The organism is Nonomuraea sp. NPDC003560, assembly GCF_042878785.1.
GTDB lineage: Bacteria > Actinomycetota > Actinomycetes > Streptosporangiales > Streptosporangiaceae > Nonomuraea.
In genome coordinates this window covers 717,717-735,441 of the sequence record NZ_JBIAOF010000001.1, presented here as the reverse complement: position 1 = coordinate 735,441, position 17,725 = coordinate 717,717, and the positions used below count along the sequence as shown (strand labels likewise).

At 72.6% G+C, this 17,725-nt stretch carries 14 protein-coding genes; 6 read left to right on the top strand and 8 right to left on the bottom strand.

What is annotated here, in order from left to right:
• Positions 1-15 precede the first annotated feature (15 nt).
• From ACFYUV_RS03470 to ACFYUV_RS03445, 6 genes are all read right to left on the bottom strand, one after another.
• Entirely contained in the window at positions 16-2,928 is a 2,913-nt protein-coding gene (locus tag ACFYUV_RS03470) for an ATP-binding protein (protein WP_387664378.1), read from the bottom strand.
• A 58-nt stretch (positions 2,929-2,986) separates the two neighbouring features.
• Positions 2,987-3,421, bottom strand: a complete 435-nt coding sequence (locus tag ACFYUV_RS03465; protein WP_364337917.1) for a GNAT family N-acetyltransferase — start codon at positions 3,419-3,421, stop codon at positions 2,987-2,989.
• Between the two features lie 80 nt (positions 3,422-3,501).
• Positions 3,502-4,638 (bottom strand): acyl-CoA dehydrogenase family protein, encoded by a 1,137-nt coding sequence (locus ACFYUV_RS03460; RefSeq protein ID WP_352357043.1) that lies wholly within the window; start codon positions 4,636-4,638, stop codon positions 3,502-3,504.
• A 2-nt stretch (positions 4,639-4,640) separates the two neighbouring features.
• Entirely contained in the window at positions 4,641-5,546 is a 906-nt protein-coding gene (locus ACFYUV_RS03455; RefSeq protein WP_387664375.1) for a hydroxymethylglutaryl-CoA lyase, read from the bottom strand.
• Positions 5,546-7,495, bottom strand: coding sequence for an acetyl/propionyl/methylcrotonyl-CoA carboxylase subunit alpha (locus ACFYUV_RS03450; RefSeq protein WP_387664373.1), 1,950 nt, complete (start codon positions 7,493-7,495; stop codon positions 5,546-5,548). Before ACFYUV_RS03450 ends, ACFYUV_RS03455 begins: the two co-directional genes overlap by 1 nt.
• 2 nt (positions 7,496-7,497) lie before the next feature.
• Entirely contained in the window at positions 7,498-9,066 is a 1,569-nt protein-coding gene (locus ACFYUV_RS03445) for a carboxyl transferase domain-containing protein (protein ID WP_387664371.1), read from the bottom strand.
• A gap of 109 nt (positions 9,067-9,175) precedes the next feature.
• Between ACFYUV_RS03445 and ACFYUV_RS03440 the strand changes: the two genes are divergently transcribed.
• Both ACFYUV_RS03440 and ACFYUV_RS03435 read left to right on the top strand, forming a co-directional pair.
• Complete coding sequence (locus ACFYUV_RS03440) at positions 9,176-9,727, top strand: TetR/AcrR family transcriptional regulator (protein ID WP_358285980.1); 552 nt, start codon at positions 9,176-9,178, stop codon at positions 9,725-9,727.
• 231 nt (positions 9,728-9,958) lie between these two features.
• Positions 9,959-12,094, top strand: coding sequence for a thiamine pyrophosphate-dependent enzyme (locus ACFYUV_RS03435; RefSeq protein WP_358285185.1), 2,136 nt, complete (start codon positions 9,959-9,961; stop codon positions 12,092-12,094).
• Here the strand turns inward: ACFYUV_RS03435 and ACFYUV_RS03430 are convergent.
• Entirely contained in the window at positions 12,083-13,669 is a 1,587-nt protein-coding gene (locus tag ACFYUV_RS03430) for a protein kinase (RefSeq protein ID WP_387664369.1), read from the bottom strand. The genes ACFYUV_RS03435 and ACFYUV_RS03430 overlap by 12 nt on opposite strands.
• Positions 13,670-13,715: 46 nt before the next feature.
• Positions 13,716-14,420, bottom strand: coding sequence for a M50 family metallopeptidase (locus ACFYUV_RS03425; protein ID WP_358285179.1), 705 nt, complete (start codon positions 14,418-14,420; stop codon positions 13,716-13,718).
• Between the two features lie 34 nt (positions 14,421-14,454).
• Here ACFYUV_RS03425 and ACFYUV_RS03420 point away from each other — a divergent pair, with 34 nt between their 5' ends.
• From ACFYUV_RS03420 to ACFYUV_RS03405, 4 genes are all read left to right on the top strand, one after another.
• On the top strand, positions 14,455-15,342 hold the full coding sequence (locus tag ACFYUV_RS03420; protein ID WP_387664366.1) for an amidohydrolase family protein: 888 nt from the start codon (positions 14,455-14,457) through the stop codon (positions 15,340-15,342).
• Between the two features lie 4 nt (positions 15,343-15,346).
• Positions 15,347-15,823, top strand: coding sequence for a nuclear transport factor 2 family protein (locus tag ACFYUV_RS03415; protein ID WP_352357058.1), 477 nt, complete (start codon positions 15,347-15,349; stop codon positions 15,821-15,823).
• A 28-nt stretch (positions 15,824-15,851) separates the two neighbouring features.
• The gene (locus tag ACFYUV_RS03410) at positions 15,852-16,970 is read left to right on the top strand and encodes a magnesium and cobalt transport protein CorA (RefSeq protein WP_387664364.1); all 1,119 of its coding nucleotides are present in this window, start codon (positions 15,852-15,854) and stop codon (positions 16,968-16,970) included.
• A 146-nt stretch (positions 16,971-17,116) separates the two neighbouring features.
• Positions 17,117-17,722: a TetR/AcrR family transcriptional regulator gene (locus ACFYUV_RS03405; protein WP_387664362.1), complete on the top strand. Its 606-nt coding sequence runs from the start codon at positions 17,117-17,119 to the stop codon at positions 17,720-17,722.
• Positions 17,723-17,725: the final 3 nt, after the last annotated feature.

Sequence of the window (17,725 nt, the reverse complement as noted above, 5' to 3'; positions counted from 1 at the left end):
CTCGCGCCTACGCGGTCACCCGAACAGGCCCAGCCGGTGGGCCGTGGCCGCCGCCTCGCCGCGGGTGGCGACGCCCAGCTTGGCCAGGATGTTGGAGACGTGCACGCTGACCGTCTTCACCGAGATGAACAGCGCCGCGGCGATCTCCCGGTTGCTGCGCCCGTTGCTCACCTCGCGCAGCACCTCCAGCTCGCGCGCGGTCAGCCCCAGCGGCGGCCCCTCGGGCTCGTCGGCGCCGCCGACGCGGGCCCGCCGTCCGAACACGTCGAGCTGTTCGAGCAGCGGCGTGGCGCCCAGTTGCGCGGCCAGCTCCCGCGCCCGCGTCACCATCCCGGCCGCGGCGCGCCGGTCGCCCTCGGCCAGCGCCGCCTGTGCGGCCCCCACCAGGCACTGCGCCTCCGCGTACGGCTGCCCCAACCCCGCCCAGGCCGCCACCGCCGACTCCCACGCCTTGAGCTGGGCCGCCCCGCCGAGCCCCTCCTCCGGCCCGGTCAGCGCCGCGAACGTCAGCCGCTGCGCCTCCTGCAGGTCGCCGTCCACGGCCAGCTCCCGCGCGACCTCCCGCAGCCGCGCCACGAGGGCCGCCGCGACCCCCGCGTACGGCGTCCCGCCCTCGCCGAGCGCGGGCCGGGCGAGCTGCGCGAACGTCACCAGCAGCGGCCAGGCGTAACGCGGCGAGGGCAGCAGGTCCTGGTTCTCCAGCCCCCGGGACGCGGCCTCCAGCGCCTCGCCGAGCCGCCCCTGCGCCCGCAGCAGCAGAACCTGCCTGCGCAGTTGCGGCAGCACGGTCTGGTCCCGGTAGGTGCCGCGCGCGAACACGCTGGCGGAGGACGACAGCAGCTTGTCGGCCCGGTCGATCTGTCCCCGCGCGAGCGCGATGTCCACCAGGAACCCCTGGAGACTGGCCCGGTAGGGGGCTGGCGGCGCGAGGTCGAGCGCCTGCTCGACCACCTGCAGCGCCTCGTCCCAGCGGCCCAGCGAGAGCAGCGGCTCGGTCAGGTTGATCGCCAGGAAGGTGCCGGACGTGCGCGCCAGGCCGTAGTGCCCGGCCTCCTGCACGCCCTCGCGGGCGACCTGGGCGGCCCGCTCGTGCCGTCCGGCGCCCTCCAGCGCGTCGGACTCGGAGATCGCGCAGCGCATCAGCGCGTTGTAGGCGCCCTGGGCGCGGGCGACCCGGCGCGCCTCGGCGAACTGCCCGAGCTGGGCCTCGATGTCGGAGAAGCGCGACCGTGCCCAGGCGAGGCTGATGAGCGCGTGGGCCTCGACGTTGGCGTCGCCCATCTGGTGGCCGATCTCCATGGCGAGCTGCGCCGTCGCCAGCTTCTCCGGCCAGTCCTCGGGACGGTGCAGCATGCGCGCCAGCGTCTCCAGGACCTGGCCGCGCAGCTTGCTCGGCGGCTCGGCGGGCACCAGCTCGGCCGCCTGGCGCAGGTCGTCGAGATAGCCGGCGCGGCCCAGGTCGTAGCGGGTCAGGCCGCGCTGGCGCAGCAGGGTGGCCGCGGTGATCGGGTCGGCGTCGAGGTCGACCTCAGCGAGCGCGGCCCCGGCCAGGGCCAGGCTGCGCTCGTACTCGCCGGCGAGGTGGGCGACCGTGGAGGTCTGCCTGAGCACGTCGAGGCGGCCGCAGCCGATGCGCTCGGCGGCGTCGGGCACCTGGTCCCACAGCTCCAGCACCCGCGAGAGCATCCTGAGCTGCTCGTCGTAGGCGGTGGACTTGCGGGCCGCGGCGGCCGCGCGCCAGGCGCTGACCAGCGCCCAGGTGGAGTCGTGGGCGGAGTGCCAGTGGTGGGCCAGCTCGATCGCGCCGCGCGGGGCGGGCAGGATCGACAGGTCGCGTTCGAGTGCCTGCGCGTAGCGGGTGTGCAGGCGGGTGTGCTCGCCGGGCAGCAGGTCGTCGTGGAGCGCCTCGCGGATGAGCGCGTGCCGGAAGCCGTAGCCCTCGCCGTCGACCACCAGCACGTTGCCCGCCACGGCGGGGCGCAGCGCCCGCGACAGGGCGGTGTCGTCGAGCCCGGCCACCGCGCTCAGCAGGTCGTGCTCGATGCGCTGGCCGCCCGCGCTGGCCACGCGCAGCAGCTCCTGGGTCTCGTCGGGCAGCCGCTCGACGCTGGCCAGCAGCAGGTCGCGCAGGGACTCGGGCAGCATGTCGCCGCCGTCGGCCTCGCTCAGCAGCGCCTCGACGAACAGCGGGTTGCCCTCGCTGCGGGCGTAGATGAGGTCCATCGCGGCGGCCGACGGCTCGCGCCGCAGGATGCTGGCCGCCTGCGCGACGGCCTCCCTGCGGGTGAGGCGGCGCAGCTCGATCCGGCTCACCCACTCGATGCGGCCCAGCTCGGCCAGCATCGGCCGGAGCGGATGGGTGCGGTGCAGCTCGTCGGTGCGGTAGGTGACCACGATCATCAGCCGGGCCGCCGTGCGCTGGTAGCGGACCAGGAACGACAGCAGGTCACGGGTGGAGCGGTCGGCCCAGTGGGCGTCCTCGACCACCAGCAGCACCGGACGCTCCTCGGCCAGCCGCTCCAGCAGCCCGAGCACCTGCTCGAACAGCCGGGCCCGCGCCTCGGCGCCGTCCTTGTCCGGCTCGCCGAACTCGGGCAGCAGCCGGGCCAGCCCGCGCGTCGTGCCGCCGGGCACCAGCGCCGCCACGCCGTCGCGCCCCAGCTCGCGCACGAGCCCGCGCAGCACGGCCGTGAACGGCGCGAACGGCAGGCCCTCGGTGCCCAGCTCCAGGCAGCCGCCGACGAGCACCCGCGCCTCGCCCGCCCGGTCGATGAACTCGCTGATCAGGCGGGTCTTGCCGACCCCCGCCTCGCCGCCCACGAGCACGGTGGACGACGCGCCCGCACGCGCTCTGGCCAGGGCGTCGCCCAGAGCGTGCAGCTCGCGGGCGCGCCCGACGAACAGGGGGCTGACGGTGTGAATGCTCACGCCCCAAGGATGCCATCAAACACCGACAAAACGGACCGAAACTCCGGGCCGTCGTCTGTCAGCGCAAAACCTTGCGGAAGAAGGTGGCCGACGCCTCGTACCCCAGGGCGTGGTAGAACTCCGGCGCCCGCCGGGTGGCCATCGCCACGTACCCGGCCTGACGGGTACGCGCCCACGCCTCGAACTCCTCCAGCAGCCGGCGGCCGATGCCCTGCCGGCGCGAGCCCGGCTGGACCATCGCCTCCTCGACCCAGGCGACCGGCCCGTTGGCGAACAGCGTCAGGTGCACGAACCCCAGCAGGTACCCGTGGACGCGCCCGCCCACCACGGCCGTGAGCAACAGGGCGTCCTCGTTGCGCAGGAGCTGCGGGAGCGCGGCGTCGAAGGCCGCGCGCTCCGGCCTGAAGGTCAGCCCGAACTCGCGCGCCAACGCGAACACCTCGTCCGCGTCCGCCTTCTCCGCCCTCCTGATGAGAAGATCGTCCGCCGTCATGAGGTACGACACTAGAACCTCTGTGCCCTTTCGTCCATCGTGCCACGGGAGTGTGCCGTGACGTCCGGTACGGCCTCCGGTCAGAGGTCGCCGAGGCCGAGCTGGCGAGCGATGAGCATGCGCTGCACCTCGCTGGTGCCCTCGCCGATCTCCAGGATCTTGGCGTCGCGGTAGAAGCGGCCGACCGGGAACTCGTTCATGAAGCCGTACCCGCCGAACACCTGCGTGGCGTCGCGGGAGTTGTCCATGGCCGCGTTCGAGGACACCAGCTTGGCGATCGCCGCCTCCTTCTTGAACGGCACCCCGGCCAGCATCTTCTCGGCCGCGTGGTAGTAGGCCAGCCGGGCGGTGTGGGCGCGCACCTCCATGTCGGCGATCTTGAACTGGATGGCCTGGTAGTGGCCGATCGGGTGGCCGAACGCCTTGCGGTCCCTGACGTACTTGAGGCATTCGTCCACGCAGCCCTGGGCCAGGCCCACGCTGAGGGCGGCGATGGCGATGCGGCCCTCGTCGAGGGTCTGCAGGAACTGCGCGTAGCCGCGTCCGCGCTCGCCGAGCAGGTTGGCGGCGGGCACCCGGCAGTCGGAGAAGGACAGCTCGCGGGTGTCGGAGGCGTTCCAGCCGACCTTGGAGTACTTCTTGGAGACGGTGAACCCCGGCGTGCCGCTCGGCACCAGGATCGTGGAGATCTCCCGCTCGCCGGTGAGCGCGGCCACGCCGATCACGCCGGTGATGTCGGTGCCGGAGTTGGTGATGAACGCCTTCGTCCCGTTGATCACCCATTCGCCGCCGTCGAGCACGGCGGTCGTCCGCATGCCGCCCGGCACGTCGGAGCCGCCGCCGGGCTCGGTCAGCCCGAACGCGCCCAGCATCTCGCCGGAGGCCAGCCGGGGCAGCCACTCCTGGCGCTGCTCGTCGGTGCCGAACCGGTAGATCGGCATCGCGCCCAGCGAGACGGCGGCCTCCAGGGTGATCGCCACGCTGGAGTCGGCGCGGGCCAGCTCCTCAAGGGCCAGGCACAGCGCGAAGTAGTCGCCGCCCATGCCGCCGTACTCCTCCGGGAACGGCAGGCCGAACAGCCCCATGTCGGCCATCTTGCGCACGATGTCGTAGGGGAACTCCTCGCGCTCGTAGTAGTCGCCGATCACGGGGGCCACCACGTCACGGGCGAACGCCTCGACGGTCTTGCGCAACTCTTGGTATTCGTCGTTCAGCATGATCAGCCTTTCGCGAGGGCCTGGACGACGCGCGAGGGGCTGGGCCGGCCCAGCCCCTCGGCCAGCCAGGTGCTGGTGGACACGAGTTTGTCCAGGTCGAGCCCGGTCTCGATGCCGAGCCCCGACAACATCCACACGAGGTCTTCGGTGGCCAGGTTGCCGGTGGCGGACTCGGCGTACGGGCAGCCGCCGATGCCGCCGGTGGAGGCGTCGACGGTGGTCACGCCCGCCTGCAGGGCGGCGAGCGTGTTGCCGAGCGCCTGCCCGTAGGTGTCGTGGAAGTGCACGGCCAGCCGCTCGGGGCCGCCGAACGCGCCGATCAGCTCGGTGACGTGGCCCGGCGTGCCGACGCCGATCGTGTCGCCGAGCGACAGCTCGTAGCAGCCGAGCCCGAGCAGCCGCTCGCCGACCGCGACGACCTGCCCGACCGGCGTGGGCCCCTCCCAGGGGTCGCCGAAGCACATCGACACGTACGCGCGCACCCGCAGCCCGTGCTCCAGCGCCCTGGCCACGACCGGCTCGAACATGTCGAACTGGCTCTCCAGCGTGCGGTTGAGGTTCTTGGCGGCGAAGGTCTCGGTGGCGCTGGCGAAGATGGCGATCTCGGTGACGCCCAGCTCCAGCGCGCGGTCGAGCCCGCGCTCGTTGGGCACCAGCACCGGGTAGCGCACGCCGGGCCGGCGGTCGAGGCGGCCGAGCAGCTCACCGGCGTCGGCCAGCTGCGGCACCCACTTGGGATGCACGAAGCTGGTCGCCTCGATCACCTGGTGGCCGGCGTCGGCCAGCCGGTCGATGAACTCGGCCTTCACCTCGACCGGCACGATCGCCGACTCGTTCTGCAGGCCGTCGCGCGGGCCCACCTCGTAGACCGTGACCCGCTCGGGAAGCCCTCGCATGCGGTACGGCATCACGCCTCCTCACCGGTGACCACGGCCAGCACGGCGTCCATGTCGACCGGCCTGCCCGGCTGGACGGGCAGCTCGGCGACCACGCCGTCGCAGGGGGCGGTGACCGTGTGCTCCATCTTCATGGCCTCGACGACGACCAGCGGCTGCCCCTCGCTCACCCGGTCGCCGGGCTGCACCTTGACCAGCAGGACGGTGCCGGGCATGGGGCTGCGCACCACGCCGTCGCCCGCCCCCGCGGCGCCGGGCCGGTCGCCCGGGTCGCCGATGAGGTGGCGGGTGAACGCCCACGACTCGCCGTCCTTGCCGAGCCAGAGCGTGTCGCCGTGGCGGGCGGTCAGGTAGCGGGCGGTCCGGCCGCCGAGCGTGACGGCCGCCGCGCCGCCGCCGGTCGTGATCCGGGCGGGCACCGCCTCTCCGTCGAGCAGCACCTCGGCCGACTGGCCGGGCAGGCCGCGGACGGGCACCGCGTGCACGCCGTCGCGCGACTCCAGCCGCCAGGTCGTCCAGGCGGGGGCGCCGACCCGCCAGCCGTCGGTGACCTGCCAGGGGTCCGGGCCCTGCGGCAGCGTGTGGAAGATCAGCGCCGCCGCCGCGGCCACCTCGCGCGGCACGCCGGACTCCGGCAGCAGCCCGGGCAGCACCCGTTCGACCAGGCCGGTGTCGAGCTCGCCCGCCACGACCGCGGGGTGGCGGGCGAGCCCGCGCAGGAACGGCACGTTGGTGACCACGCCCAGCACGGCGGTGCGGGCCAGCGCCCGGTCGAGCGCTCTGAGCGCCGCCTCTCGGTCCGGCGCCCAGGCGATCACCTTGGACAGCATGGGGTCGTAGTCGCTGCCGACCACCCCGCCCTCGACCAGGCCGGAGTCGACCCGCACCCGGCCCGGCCCGTCGTCGCCGGGCTCGCGCAGGGCCAGCACGCGCCCGCCGCTGGGCAGGAAGCCGCGCGCCGGGTCCTCGGCGTAGACGCGCGCCTCGACCGCGTGGCCGTCGAGCCGCACCTGCTCCTGGCCGAACGGCAGCGGCTCGCCGGCCGCGACGCGCAGTTGCAGCTCCACCAGGTCCAGGCCGGTGACCAGCTCGGTGACCGGGTGCTCGACCTGGAGCCGGGTGTTCATCTCCATGAAGTGGTAGGAGCCGGTGGTGCCGTCGACGATGAACTCGACCGTGCCCGCGCCGACGTACCCGACCGAGCGGGCGGCCTCGACGGCCGCGGCGCCCATGTCGGCGCGCATGCCGGGGGTCACGAAGGGCGACGGCGCCTCCTCGATGATCTTCTGGTGCCGGCGCTGCAGGCTGCACTCGCGCTCGCCCAGGTGCACGACGTTGCCGTGGGCGTCGGCCATGACCTGGATCTCGATGTGCCGGGGGTTCTCGACGTAGCGCTCGATGAGCAGGGTGCCGTCGCCGAACGCCGCCCGCGCCGTACGGCGGGCCGACTCCAGCGCGTCGGGCAGCTCGGCGGCCGAGCGCACCAGCACCATGCCCTTGCCGCCGCCGCCCGCGGACGGCTTGATCAGCGCCGGGAAGTCGGCCCACTGCGCCAGGTCGTCGCCCGGCTCGGCCCCGCCGGGGACGACCGGCACCCCGGCCGCCGACACGGTGGCCTTGGCGCGGATCTTGTCGCCCATGGCGTCGATGGCCTCGGGCGACGGGCCGACGAAGACGAGCCCGGCCTCGGCGCAGCGCCGCGCGAACGCGGCGTTCTCGGCCAGGAAGCCGTAGCCGGGATGCACGGCCTGCGCGCCGGAGGCGAGCGCCGCCTCAACAATCGCCTCGATGTCCAGATATTTCGAGACTTCGAGGGCGATGTCTGCTTCGCGGGCGTGCCTGGCGCCCGCGTCCGGCGGCGTGAACACCGCCACCGACTCGATGCCGAGCGCGCGCAGCGTCCGGACGACCCGGACGGCGATCTCGCCCCGGTTGGCGATGAGAACACGGTCGAAGAACATGATCACATCCGGAAGACGCCGTAGCCGGCGGGTTCGAGCGGCGCGTTGGCCGCCGCGGACAGGGCCAGGCCGAGGACGGTGCGCGTGTCGAGGGGGTCGATCACGCCGTCGTCCCAGAGCCGGGCGGTGGAGTAGTAGGGGTTGCCCTGGTGCTCGTACTGGGCGCGGATGGCGTCGGGGTCGGCGTTGCCGACCGTGGTCAGCACGTTCGCCGCCTGCTCGCCGCCCATGACGGAGATGCGGGCGTTGGGCCACATCCACAGGAACCTGGGCGAGTACGCCCGTCCGGCCATGGCGTAGTTGCCCGCCCCGAACGAGCCGCCGATCACCACCGTGAACTTGGGCACCCGCGCGCACGACACGGCCGTGACCATCTTGGCGCCGTGCTTGGCGATGCCGCCCGCCTCGTACGCCTTGCCGACCATGAACCCGCTGATGTTCTGCAGGAACACCAGCGGGATGCGGCGCTGGTCGCACAGCTCGATGAAGTGCGCGCCCTTCATCGCCGACTCGCTGAACAGGATGCCGTTGTTGGCCACGATGCCCACCGGGTGGCCGTGCAGGTGGGCGAAGCCGGTGACGAGGGTGGAGCCGTACTCGGCCTTGAACTCCAGGAAGCGCGAGCCGTCCACCAGGCGGGCGATGACCTCGCGCACGTCGTAGGGCTGGCGGGTGTCGGCCGGGACGAGACCGTAGAGGTCGCGCGGGTCGTGCCGCGGCTCCTCGGGCGCGACCGTGTCCCAGGGACGGGGGGCCCGGGGGGCCAGCGTCGAGACGATGTCGCGGACGATGGCCAGGGCGTGGGCGTCGTCCTCGGCCAGGTGGTCGGTGACGCCGCTGACCCGGGAGTGCAGGTCGCCGCCACCCAGCTCCTCGGCCGTGACCTCCTCGCCGGTGGCCGCCTTCACCAGGGGCGGACCGCCCAGGAAGATCGTGCCCTGGCCGCGGACGATGACCGCCTCGTCGCTCATGGCCGGCACGTACGCGCCGCCGGCGGTGCACGAGCCGAGCACGGCGGCGATCTGCGGGATGCCGCGGGCCGACATGGTGGCCTGGTTGTAGAAGATGCGCCCGAAGTGCTCCCGGTCGGGGAAGACCTCGTCCTGCCTGGGCAGGAACGCGCCGCCGGAGTCGACCAGGTAGACGCAGGGCAGGTGGTTGTGCAGGGCCACCTCCTGCGCGCGCAGGTGCTTCTTGACGGTCATCGGGTAGTACGTGCCGCCCTTGACGGTCGCGTCGTTGGCCACGACCACGCACTCGCGCCCGGCCACCCTGCCGACGCCGGTGATGATCCCGGCGGCGGGCGCCTGGTCGTCGTAGAGGCCGCCGGCCGCCAGCGGCGACAGCTCCAGGAAGCGGGAACCCGGGTCGAGCAGCCCGTCGACGCGGTCGCGCGGCAGCAGCTTGCCCCGCTCGACGTGGCGCTGCCGCGACCGCTCGGGACCGCCGAGCGCCGCCGCGGCCAGCCGTTCGAGCAGCTCGGCGGCCAGCCGCTCGTTGAGCTCGGCGTTGCGTTTGTACGCCTCGCTCCCGGGCTCCACGGCCGACTTCAGCACCGGCCAGTCGCTCATGAGTCCCCTCTCGTCATGGCCGAGATGTTAGTCATCATTAACGTAATCGTCTAGCATGTGAGACGTGACCACTGCCTCCCCACCTACCCGCGAGCGCGGCAGAAGGCGCATGGAGATCCTCGCCGCGGCCGCCCGGCTGTTCGCCGCCCGCGGTTTCCACGGGGTCTCCATCGAGGACATCGGGGGCGCGGTCGGCGTCTCGGGTCCCGCGCTCTACCGGCACTTCAGCGGCAAGGAGGCGCTGCTCGCCGAGATGCTGCTCGACGTCAGCTCGCGGCTGCGGGAGTCGGCGGTGGCGGTGGCGACCTCCTCGGACGGCCCGGCCGAGACGCTCGACGCGCTGCTCAACGTGCAGATCACGTTCGCGCTCGACCAGCCGGCGCTGATCACCGTGCACGACCGCGAGCTGGGCAACGTGCCCGAGCCGGAGCGGCGCAGGATCAGGCGGCTGCAGCGCCTCTACGTCGAGGAGTGGGTGACCGTGCTGGCCGAGCTGCACCCGGCGTGCCCGCCGGCCCGGCTGCGCGCGGCCACGCACGCGGTCTTCGGCCTGCTCAACTCGACGCCCCACAGCGCCGGCGAGCTGCCCCCGCACGACATGCGCCCCCTGCTGCACACGATGGCCCGCGCCGCGATCGAGGCCAGCGTTAACAATCACTAACTGACCGACGGCGATTCACGCGGTACGAAAACCCCCGAAACGCCGTAGATCTCCGCAAACGGTCCTGGATCAGGGTTAAACGGACCGGACCACAATCTGTCATGCACTCCGGCAGACGGCGGCGGCGATGACGGACATAATCAGGGTGTGGCGCGCGACACTGTTGAGACACATTTCATCCAATCCGTTGAGGCGCTGAAGTCAGGCCCCGCCCGAGATCCCGGCGGCCCGGTGCGCGAGGGCACGTCGCTCACCGGCGACCGGTGCCGGACCCTGTTCCAGCGCCAGCTCGACAGCCGCCTGCTCGACATCGCCGCCCGCTGGCTCCGCGAGCAGAACGAGGGCTTCTACACGATCGGGTCGGCCGGCCACGAGGGCAACGCGGCGGTCGCCGCCGCGGCCAGGGCGAGCGACCCGGCGCTGCTCCACTACCGGTCCGGCGCCTTCTACCTGACCAGGTCCGAGCAGGCCGGCCGGCTGCCCGAGCAGGGCCTTCGCGACGTGCTGATGGGCCTCACCGCGGCGGCCGACGAGCCGATCGCGGGCGGCCGGCACAAGGTCTTCGGCCACCCCCACCTGGCCGTCATCCCGCAGACCTCGACGATCGCCAGCCATCTGCCGCGCGCCGTGGGCGTGGCCTTCGCCATCGAACGGGCCGCCGCGCTCGGCGACCGGTCGGCCTGGCCGCCCGACGCCATCGCCGTGTGCAGCTTCGGCGACGCCTCGATCAACCACGCCAGCGCCCTGACCGGGCTCAACACCGCCTCCTACGCCACCTTCCAGGGGCAGCCGCTGCCCATCCTGTTCGTGTGCGAGGACAACGGCATCGGCATCAGCGTCCGCACTCCCAAGGGCTGGGTGGAGGCGGCGGCGCGGCGGCCGGGCATCGCCTACTTCGCCGCCGACGGCTGCGACCTGGCCGACGCCTACGACGCCGCCACGCTCGCCGTCCAGCACGTCCGCGCCAACCGCTCACCCGCGTTCCTGCACCTGTCCACCGTGCGGCTGATGGGGCACGCCGGGTCCGACGTCGAGTCGGCCTACCGCACACAGCGGGAGCTGCGGGCCGACATGGAGCGCGACCCGCTCGTCCGCACCGCGCGGCTGCTGGTGGAGGCCGGCCTGGAGACGCCGGAGGACCTGCTCAAGACGTACGAGTCGGCGCGCGAGCACATCCTGCGCATCGCCCTGGAGACCACCCGCGCCCCGCGGCTCGGCTCGGCCGCGGAGGTCATGGAGCCGATCGCGCCGCGCCGTCCCGACCTGATCGCCAACATCAGCCCGACCGCAGCCGAGGGCCCGGTCAGGGAGAAGGCGTTCGCCGGCACGCTGCCCGAGACGGAGAAGCCGCTGACGTTGTCGCAGACCATCAACCGCACGCTCGCCGACGCGCTGGTGGTCTACCCCGAGATGACGGTCTTCGGCGAGGACGTCGCCAGGAAGGGCGGCGTCTACGGCGTCACCCGGGGGCTGCAGAAGCGGTTCGGCGGCTCGCGGGTGTTCGACACGCTCCTCGACGAGCAGGCCATCCTCGGCCTCGCGCTCGGCTCGGCGGTGTCCAACCAGCTGCCGGTGCCGGAGATCCAATACCTGGCCTACCTGCACAACGCGCTCGACCAGATCCGCGGCGAGGGCGCCACCCTGTCGTTCTTCTCGCGCGGCGCCTACACCAACGGCATGGTCGTCCGCGTCGCCGGCTACGCCTACCAGAAGGGCTTCGGCGGCCACTTCCACAACGACAACGCGGTGGCCGCGCTGCGCGACATCCCGGGCCTGGTCCTCGCCTCGCCCGCGCGTCCCGACGACGCCGCCGCCATGTTGCGCACCTGCCTGGCCGCCGCCCGTACGGCCGGGTCGGTCTGCGTGTTCCTGGAGCCGATCGCGCTCTACCACACGCGTGACCTGTTCGAGGAGGGCGACGGCGGCTGGCTGGCGCCGTACACGCCGCCGGGGCGCTGGCGCGAGACGCACGTGCCCGTCGGCCGGGCCCGCTCGTACGGCGAGGGCCGTGACCTGACGATCGTGACGTTCGGCAACGGGCTGCGGATGAGCCTGCGCGCCGCGGTCCGGCTCACCCAGGAGGGCTACGGCTGCCGCGTCCTCGACCTGCGCTGGCTGGCCCCCCTGCCGGTGGACGACCTGCTGCGGGCGGCCGAGCTGACCGGCAAGGTGCTGATCGCCGACGAGACCCGCCACTCCGGCGGCGTGTCCGAGGGCGTGACGGCCGAGCTGATCGACGCCGGGTTCACGGGGCAGGTGGCCCGGGTGACCTCGGCCGACAGCTTCATCCCGCTGGGCGACGCGGCCAACCACGTGCTGCTGTCGGAGGAGGAGATCGAGCAGGCGGCGCGCAAGCTACTGGGCTGAGCGCGCCCCTCTGACGCAGGCCGGCTTCGACCAGGCGACCGTGGTGGCCGCCGAGATGCGCAGCGGCACGCCCACCAGGAAGCAGTAGCCGGTGTCCGGGTCGAGCCCGGCGACGCGGCCGCTGGTGGCGCCCGTGCCGAGGGCGACGACGGTCACCTCGCCTCCGCCCGCCCGCGAGCGTTGCAGGACGACCGGGTAGCGGCGGGCGTCGGCCGGGAGCGCCCAGCTCAGCTCCACCAGGGCGCCGCGGTCGGCGGTGACCTTGAGCCTGCGGGGGGCGAGCGCGGCGACGTCCCGCTTGCTGATCGGCGGCGGGGTGGCGGCGGCGGTCGCCGCGGGGGTGGCGGCCTCGGGGCGGCGCTCGGCGGGGCCAGGACCGGCGGGCGGGCGCAGCGACAGGTAGACGGCCAGGCCGGTGCCGCCGATCGCCACGGCCGCGACCGAGCCCCCGATCAGCAGGCGCCTCCCGAGGCTCCCGCCCCCGGCGGGCGGCGTCGTGACGGCCTCCCGCCGAGCCCCGCCCATGTCCCCCGCCGTGGGGGCGTCCCGCCTCGCCACGCCCGCGTTCCCCGCCAGGCCCGGCTGATGCGGGGCGGGGGCTTGGGGGTGGGGGAGCCGGCTGCCGGTGGCGGGGAGTGAGGAGTCGCCGGGGTGCGGCGGAGGCTGCGGGCCGCCGCGCGGGCGGCGCGGGACGGTGGACGTCGCCGGCCCCGGCCCCGGATCCTGGCCCACCAGATCGGTCACCGACAACCCCAGCTCGGCCTGCACCTCCTGCAGCCGCCGCGCCAGTTCCCTGGCCGACCCGGGCCGCAGCTCGGGCTGCTTGGACATCGCGTGCAGGATCGTCCCGAACACCGCCGGCGGCACGTCCGGCCGGTTGATCGGCGGCGGGTCGAGGCTCAGCACCCGGTACATCAGCGGCGCGATCGACGGGTCGGCCGGGTTGTGGAAGGCGGGCTGCCCGGCCAGCAGGTGGTAGAGCGTCGAGCCCAGGGAGTAGATGTCGCCGGAGACCGAGTGCGGCTGCCCGGTGAGCACCTCCGGGGCGGCGTGCAGCGGGGTGAACGCCTGGGAGGTGGCCGAGATCTCCGCGTTGTCCACCACCCTGGCCACGCCGAAGTCGGCGATGGCGGGCTCGCCGTAGCGGGAGATGAGGATGTTCTGCGGCTTGATGTCGCCGTGCAGCACCCCGGCCTCGTGCACGGCGGCCAGCGCGCCGGCCAGCTTGACGCCCGCGCGCAGCACGTCGGGCACCGCGAGCGGTCCCTCCTTGCGGACCTTGTCGCGCAGCGAGCCGTTCTCGAAGAAGTCCATCGCGATGTACGGCTTGCCCGAGCGGGTCACGCCGGTGTCGAAGACGGTCACGACGTTGGGATGGCCGGTCAGGCGGCCGGTGAGCCGGAGCTCGCGCTGGAAGTGGCGCATGGTGCGCTGGTCGACCCGGTCGACCGACAGGACTTTCAGCGCCACGATCCGGTCGAGGCGCTCCTGATAGGCGCGGTAGACGACGGCGAAACCGCCCTGGCCCGCCTGATCGAGCACCCGGTAGCCGGGCGCGTCCTCGGCTGGCAACACGGCACTCCCCCCTGTTGCCGGTGAGTTTAATGTGAAATTTCGGCTTTCAGGGAGTCAACGGGTTCATCAGGTACGCGCCGAACACCACCGACACGGCGGCCACGACCAGGAAGAAGAAGACGTAGAAGCCGCCGGGCAGGAACGTCAGCCGGGCGAGCTGGTCGGCGTCGGAGTCTCTGGCCTGCCGCCTGCGCCGCTTGCGCTGCAGCTCGACGATCGGCCGGACGCCGCCGAACAGCAGGAACCACGTCGCGACCATGGCCACGATCTGCTGGACCTGGGCGGGGGCGTACATGGACAAGGCGAACACCGCGCCGCCGGTGACCAGCAGGATCAGCGCGCCGTAGAGGTTGCGGATCAGCAGCAGCATGCACACCAGGAAGAGCAGCACGCTCCAGATCAGCAGCGTGATGCGGCCCTGCTCGGTGAGCCAGGCGGCGGCCAGCCCCAGCAGCGAGGGGGCCAGGTAGCCGGCGAGCGCGGTCAGCACCATGCCGGGGCCGTTGGGGCGGCCCCTGGTCAGCGTGACGCCGGAGGTGTCGGAGTGGAGCCGGATGCCTTCCAGCTTGCGCCGGGTGAGCAGCGCCATGACCGCGTGGCCGCCCTCGTGGGCGATCGTGATCAGGCCCCTGGACACCTGCCAGGGGGTGCGGAACGCGACGACCGCGAGCGCGGCCAGAGCCGAGACCAGCACGACCCAGGGGTCGGGGTCAGGCTGAACCTTGATCAGGTGGGCCCAGAGCATGTCCATCGAGGAGAAACACTAGCCGGGTAAAGTCCCGGCTGTGGCCGCAGAACTACATTCTGACGCGGACGTTCCGGCGTGGTGGCGCGACCTCGGGCTGCCGGGCCTGATCGACCTGCATGTGCACTTCCTGCCCGAGCGAATGGAACGCCGGGTCTGGCATCACTTCAACCACGGCGGCCCCTTGATGGGCGCCGGCTGGAAGATCGAGTACGAACGCCCGGTCGAAGAACGGCTGACGAGGCTGCGCGAGATGGGCGTACGGCGCTTCCCCGCCCTGGCGTACGCGCACCGGCCGGACATGGCCCGCGACCTCAACGCCTGGACGCTCGACTTCGCCCGCCGCAACCCCGACTGCCTGCCGTCGGCGACGTTCTACCCCGAGCCCGGCGTCGCGGACTACGTGCGCGCGGCGCTGGCGGACGGCGTCCAGATCTTCAAGGTGCACCTCCAGGTCGGCGGCTTCGACCCGGCCGCGCCCGAGCTGGACGAGGTCTGGGGGCTGCTGGCGGAGTCGGGCGTGCCCGTGGTCGTGCACGCCAGCTCGGTGCCCGTGCCCGGCGGCCACGTGGGGCCGGGGCCGATCGGCGCGGTGCTGGCCGCCCATCCGCGGCTGCGGGCGGTGATCGCGCATCTGGGCATGCCCGAGTACGAGCCGTTCTTCGAGCTGGCCGTCCGCCATGAGCGGGTCGCCCTGGACACCACCATGGCCTTCACCGACTTCTCCGAGCGCGGCATGCCGTTTCCCAGCCGATTGCGCCCGGTTCTGCGTGATCTCGGGCTTTCGGGGAAGGTGGTGCTCGGCAGCGATTTCCCGACGATCCCGTACCCCTACGCGCACCAGCTCGACGCACTCGCCCGCCTGGACCTCGGCGAGCAGTGGCTGCGGGCGGTGTGCTGGGACAATGGTGCGGCCATGATTCGATAGCAAGGTGAACGATCGGCACGTGGCGCTCATCAGCGCCTTCTACGACGCTCTGGGCCGCGCGGACTTCGCGGCCATGGAGCGCTGCTACCACCCCGAGATCAGTTTCGGCGACCCCATCTTCCAGGAGGTCGAGGGCCGCGACCGGGTGATGGCGATGTGGCGGTTGCAGCTCGGCGTGCGCGACGGACTGAGATCCGGCTACCGCGACGTCCAGGCCGACGAGTTCAGCGGCTCAGCCCACTGGACGGCCAGCTACACCTTCTCCTCCACCGGCCGCACGGTCGTCAACGAGATCGACGCGCTGTTCAGGTTCGAGGACGACCTCATCGTCCGCCACCACGACGAGTTCGACTTCAGGCGCTGGTCCAGAATGGCTCTCGGCAGGCCGCAGGGGCTGCTGTTCGGCTGGACGCCGATGTGGCGCAAGACCATCAGGGACCGGGCGACCCAGGAGCTCGACAGCCTGGTGTCCTCGCAGTAGTCGACACGGCAACCGGATCGGAGGGTGCATGGCCAGGGTGAAGGGGTTCAGGCGCAGCGGTGACCACCGCGAGGAGGCGCCGGAGCACTCGATGGACCCGCGCGCCACCGAGGAGCACCCCTACCGGCCCACCGTGATCGACAACGCCGTCTACCAGAACGGCGAGCGGGTCGACAACCCCGGCTCGCTCGCCGACGCCTTCGAACGCCTCAAGCAGATGCCGGACAGCATGGCCTGGATCGGCCTCTACCGTCCGAAGGAGTGGGAGCTGGTCAAGCTCGCCGAGGAGTTCGAGCTGCACGAGCTGGCGCTGGAGGACGCGATCGTCGGCTCCCAGCGGGCCAAGGCCGACCGCTACGGCGACACGCTGTTCGTGGTGCTGCGCGCCGCCCGCTACCTCGACGACGTGGAGGAGGTGGCCTTCGGCGAGCTGCACGTCTTCGTCGGCCCCAACTTCGTGATCACCGTGCGCCACGCCGAGGCCCCCGACCTGCAGGGGGTGCGCAAGCGCATGGAGTCCGACCCCGACCTGCTGCGCCAGGGCCCGCAGGCCGTCCTGTACGCGATCCTCGACGCCGTGGTCGACGGCTACGCGCCGGTGGTGGCCGGACTGCAGAAGGACATCGAGGAGATCGAGGTCGAGGTCTTCAGCGGCGACCCCTCGGTGTCGCGGCGCGTCTACGAGCTGTCCGGCGAGGTGATCGAGTTCCAGCGGGCCACCGCGCCGCTGGTGGGCATGATCCACGGCTTCATCGCCGGCGCCGCCAAGTACGGCGTCAACGACGAGCTGCAGAGCTACCTGCGCGACGTCGCCGACCACGCGATCACGGTGACCGAGCGCATCTCGGCCTTCCGCCAGATGTTGCAGAACATCCTGGTGGTCAACTCGACGCTGGTGACCCAGGCCCAGAACGCGGAGATGGCCCGCATGACCGAGGCCAGCATCCAGCAGGGCGAAGAGGTCAAGAAGATCTCGGCGTGGGCGGCCATCCTGTTCGCCCCGACGCTGGTCGGCACCATCTACGGGATGAACTTCGACTTCATGCCCGAGACCCACTGGGTGTTCGGCTACCCGTTCGCGATCCTGCTGATGGGGGCGGTGTGCATGGTGCTCTACATGGTCTTCAAACGCCGCGACTGGCTCTAGGGTCCGCTGCGGTCCGCCGCGGGCGTGGGCCGCGAAACTAACCACGTGGTAGATTCTTGGGCGAGCCGGTGGACGGCCGATCTCGCCGTACCCCGGCACGTTTGCGCAGCCCGCGTGCCCCCCAGACCGCCAGAAAGGGCCGGCCGGTGACCGAACCGACGCCACGCCGAGGGCGCAAGGGCGAGCGCACGCGCGCCCGCATCCTCGACTCCGCCACAGAGCTGTTCTCCCGCTCGGGTTTCCACGCGGTGTCGCTGCGCGACATCGCCGCGCACGCGGGCATGACCCACGCGGGGCTGCTGCACCACTTCCCCGGCAAGGAGAGCCTGCTCATCCAGGTGCTCAGCCGCCGCGACGAGGTGGACGGCGAGCTGATGGGCGGCCCCGACGACGGGCTCTCGCCGCAGGAGCTGCTCGACCGCGCGGTCGAGCAGGTCGCCAGGAACATGGGCACGCCCGGCCTGGTCGGGCTGTACGTGAAGATCTCCGGCGAGGCCGCCGATCCCGGCCATCCCGCCCACGACTACTTCGTCCAGCGCTACCGCAGGCTGCGCCGGCAGGCCGCGTGGCTGCTCGGCGCCCTGTTCGAACGCGCCACGCCGCCGCTCGACCACGATCCCGACGCCGTCGCCCAGCAGCTCATCGCGCTCGTCGACGGCCTGCAGACGCAATGGCTGCTCGACCCGGACCAGGTGGACATGCGGGCCGCCGTCATCACCTTCCTCAAGCAACTAGGACTGCAGCCCAGATAACGA

Coding starts and splice junctions, on each gene's coding strand:
- ACFYUV_RS03425 (WP_358285179.1), bottom strand. CDS start 14,420: ATGGACATGCTCTGGGCCCACCTGATCAAGGTTCAGCCTGACCCCGAC.
- ACFYUV_RS03445 (WP_387664371.1), bottom strand. CDS start 9,066: ATGAGCGACTGGCCGGTGCTGAAGTCGGCCGTGGAGCCCGGGAGCGAG.
- ACFYUV_RS03440 (WP_358285980.1), top strand. CDS start 9,176: ATGGAGATCCTCGCCGCGGCCGCCCGGCTGTTCGCCGCCCGCGGTTTC.
- ACFYUV_RS03460 (WP_352357043.1), bottom strand. CDS start 4,638: ATGCTGAACGACGAATACCAAGAGTTGCGCAAGACCGTCGAGGCGTTC.
- ACFYUV_RS03465 (WP_364337917.1), bottom strand. CDS start 3,421: ATGACGGCGGACGATCTTCTCATCAGGAGGGCGGAGAAGGCGGACGCG.
- ACFYUV_RS03455 (WP_387664375.1), bottom strand. CDS start 5,546: ATGCCGTACCGCATGCGAGGGCTTCCCGAGCGGGTCACGGTCTACGAG.
- ACFYUV_RS03410 (WP_387664364.1), top strand. CDS start 15,852: ATGGCCAGGGTGAAGGGGTTCAGGCGCAGCGGTGACCACCGCGAGGAG.
- ACFYUV_RS03450 (WP_387664373.1), bottom strand. CDS start 7,495: ATGTTCTTCGACCGTGTTCTCATCGCCAACCGGGGCGAGATCGCCGTC.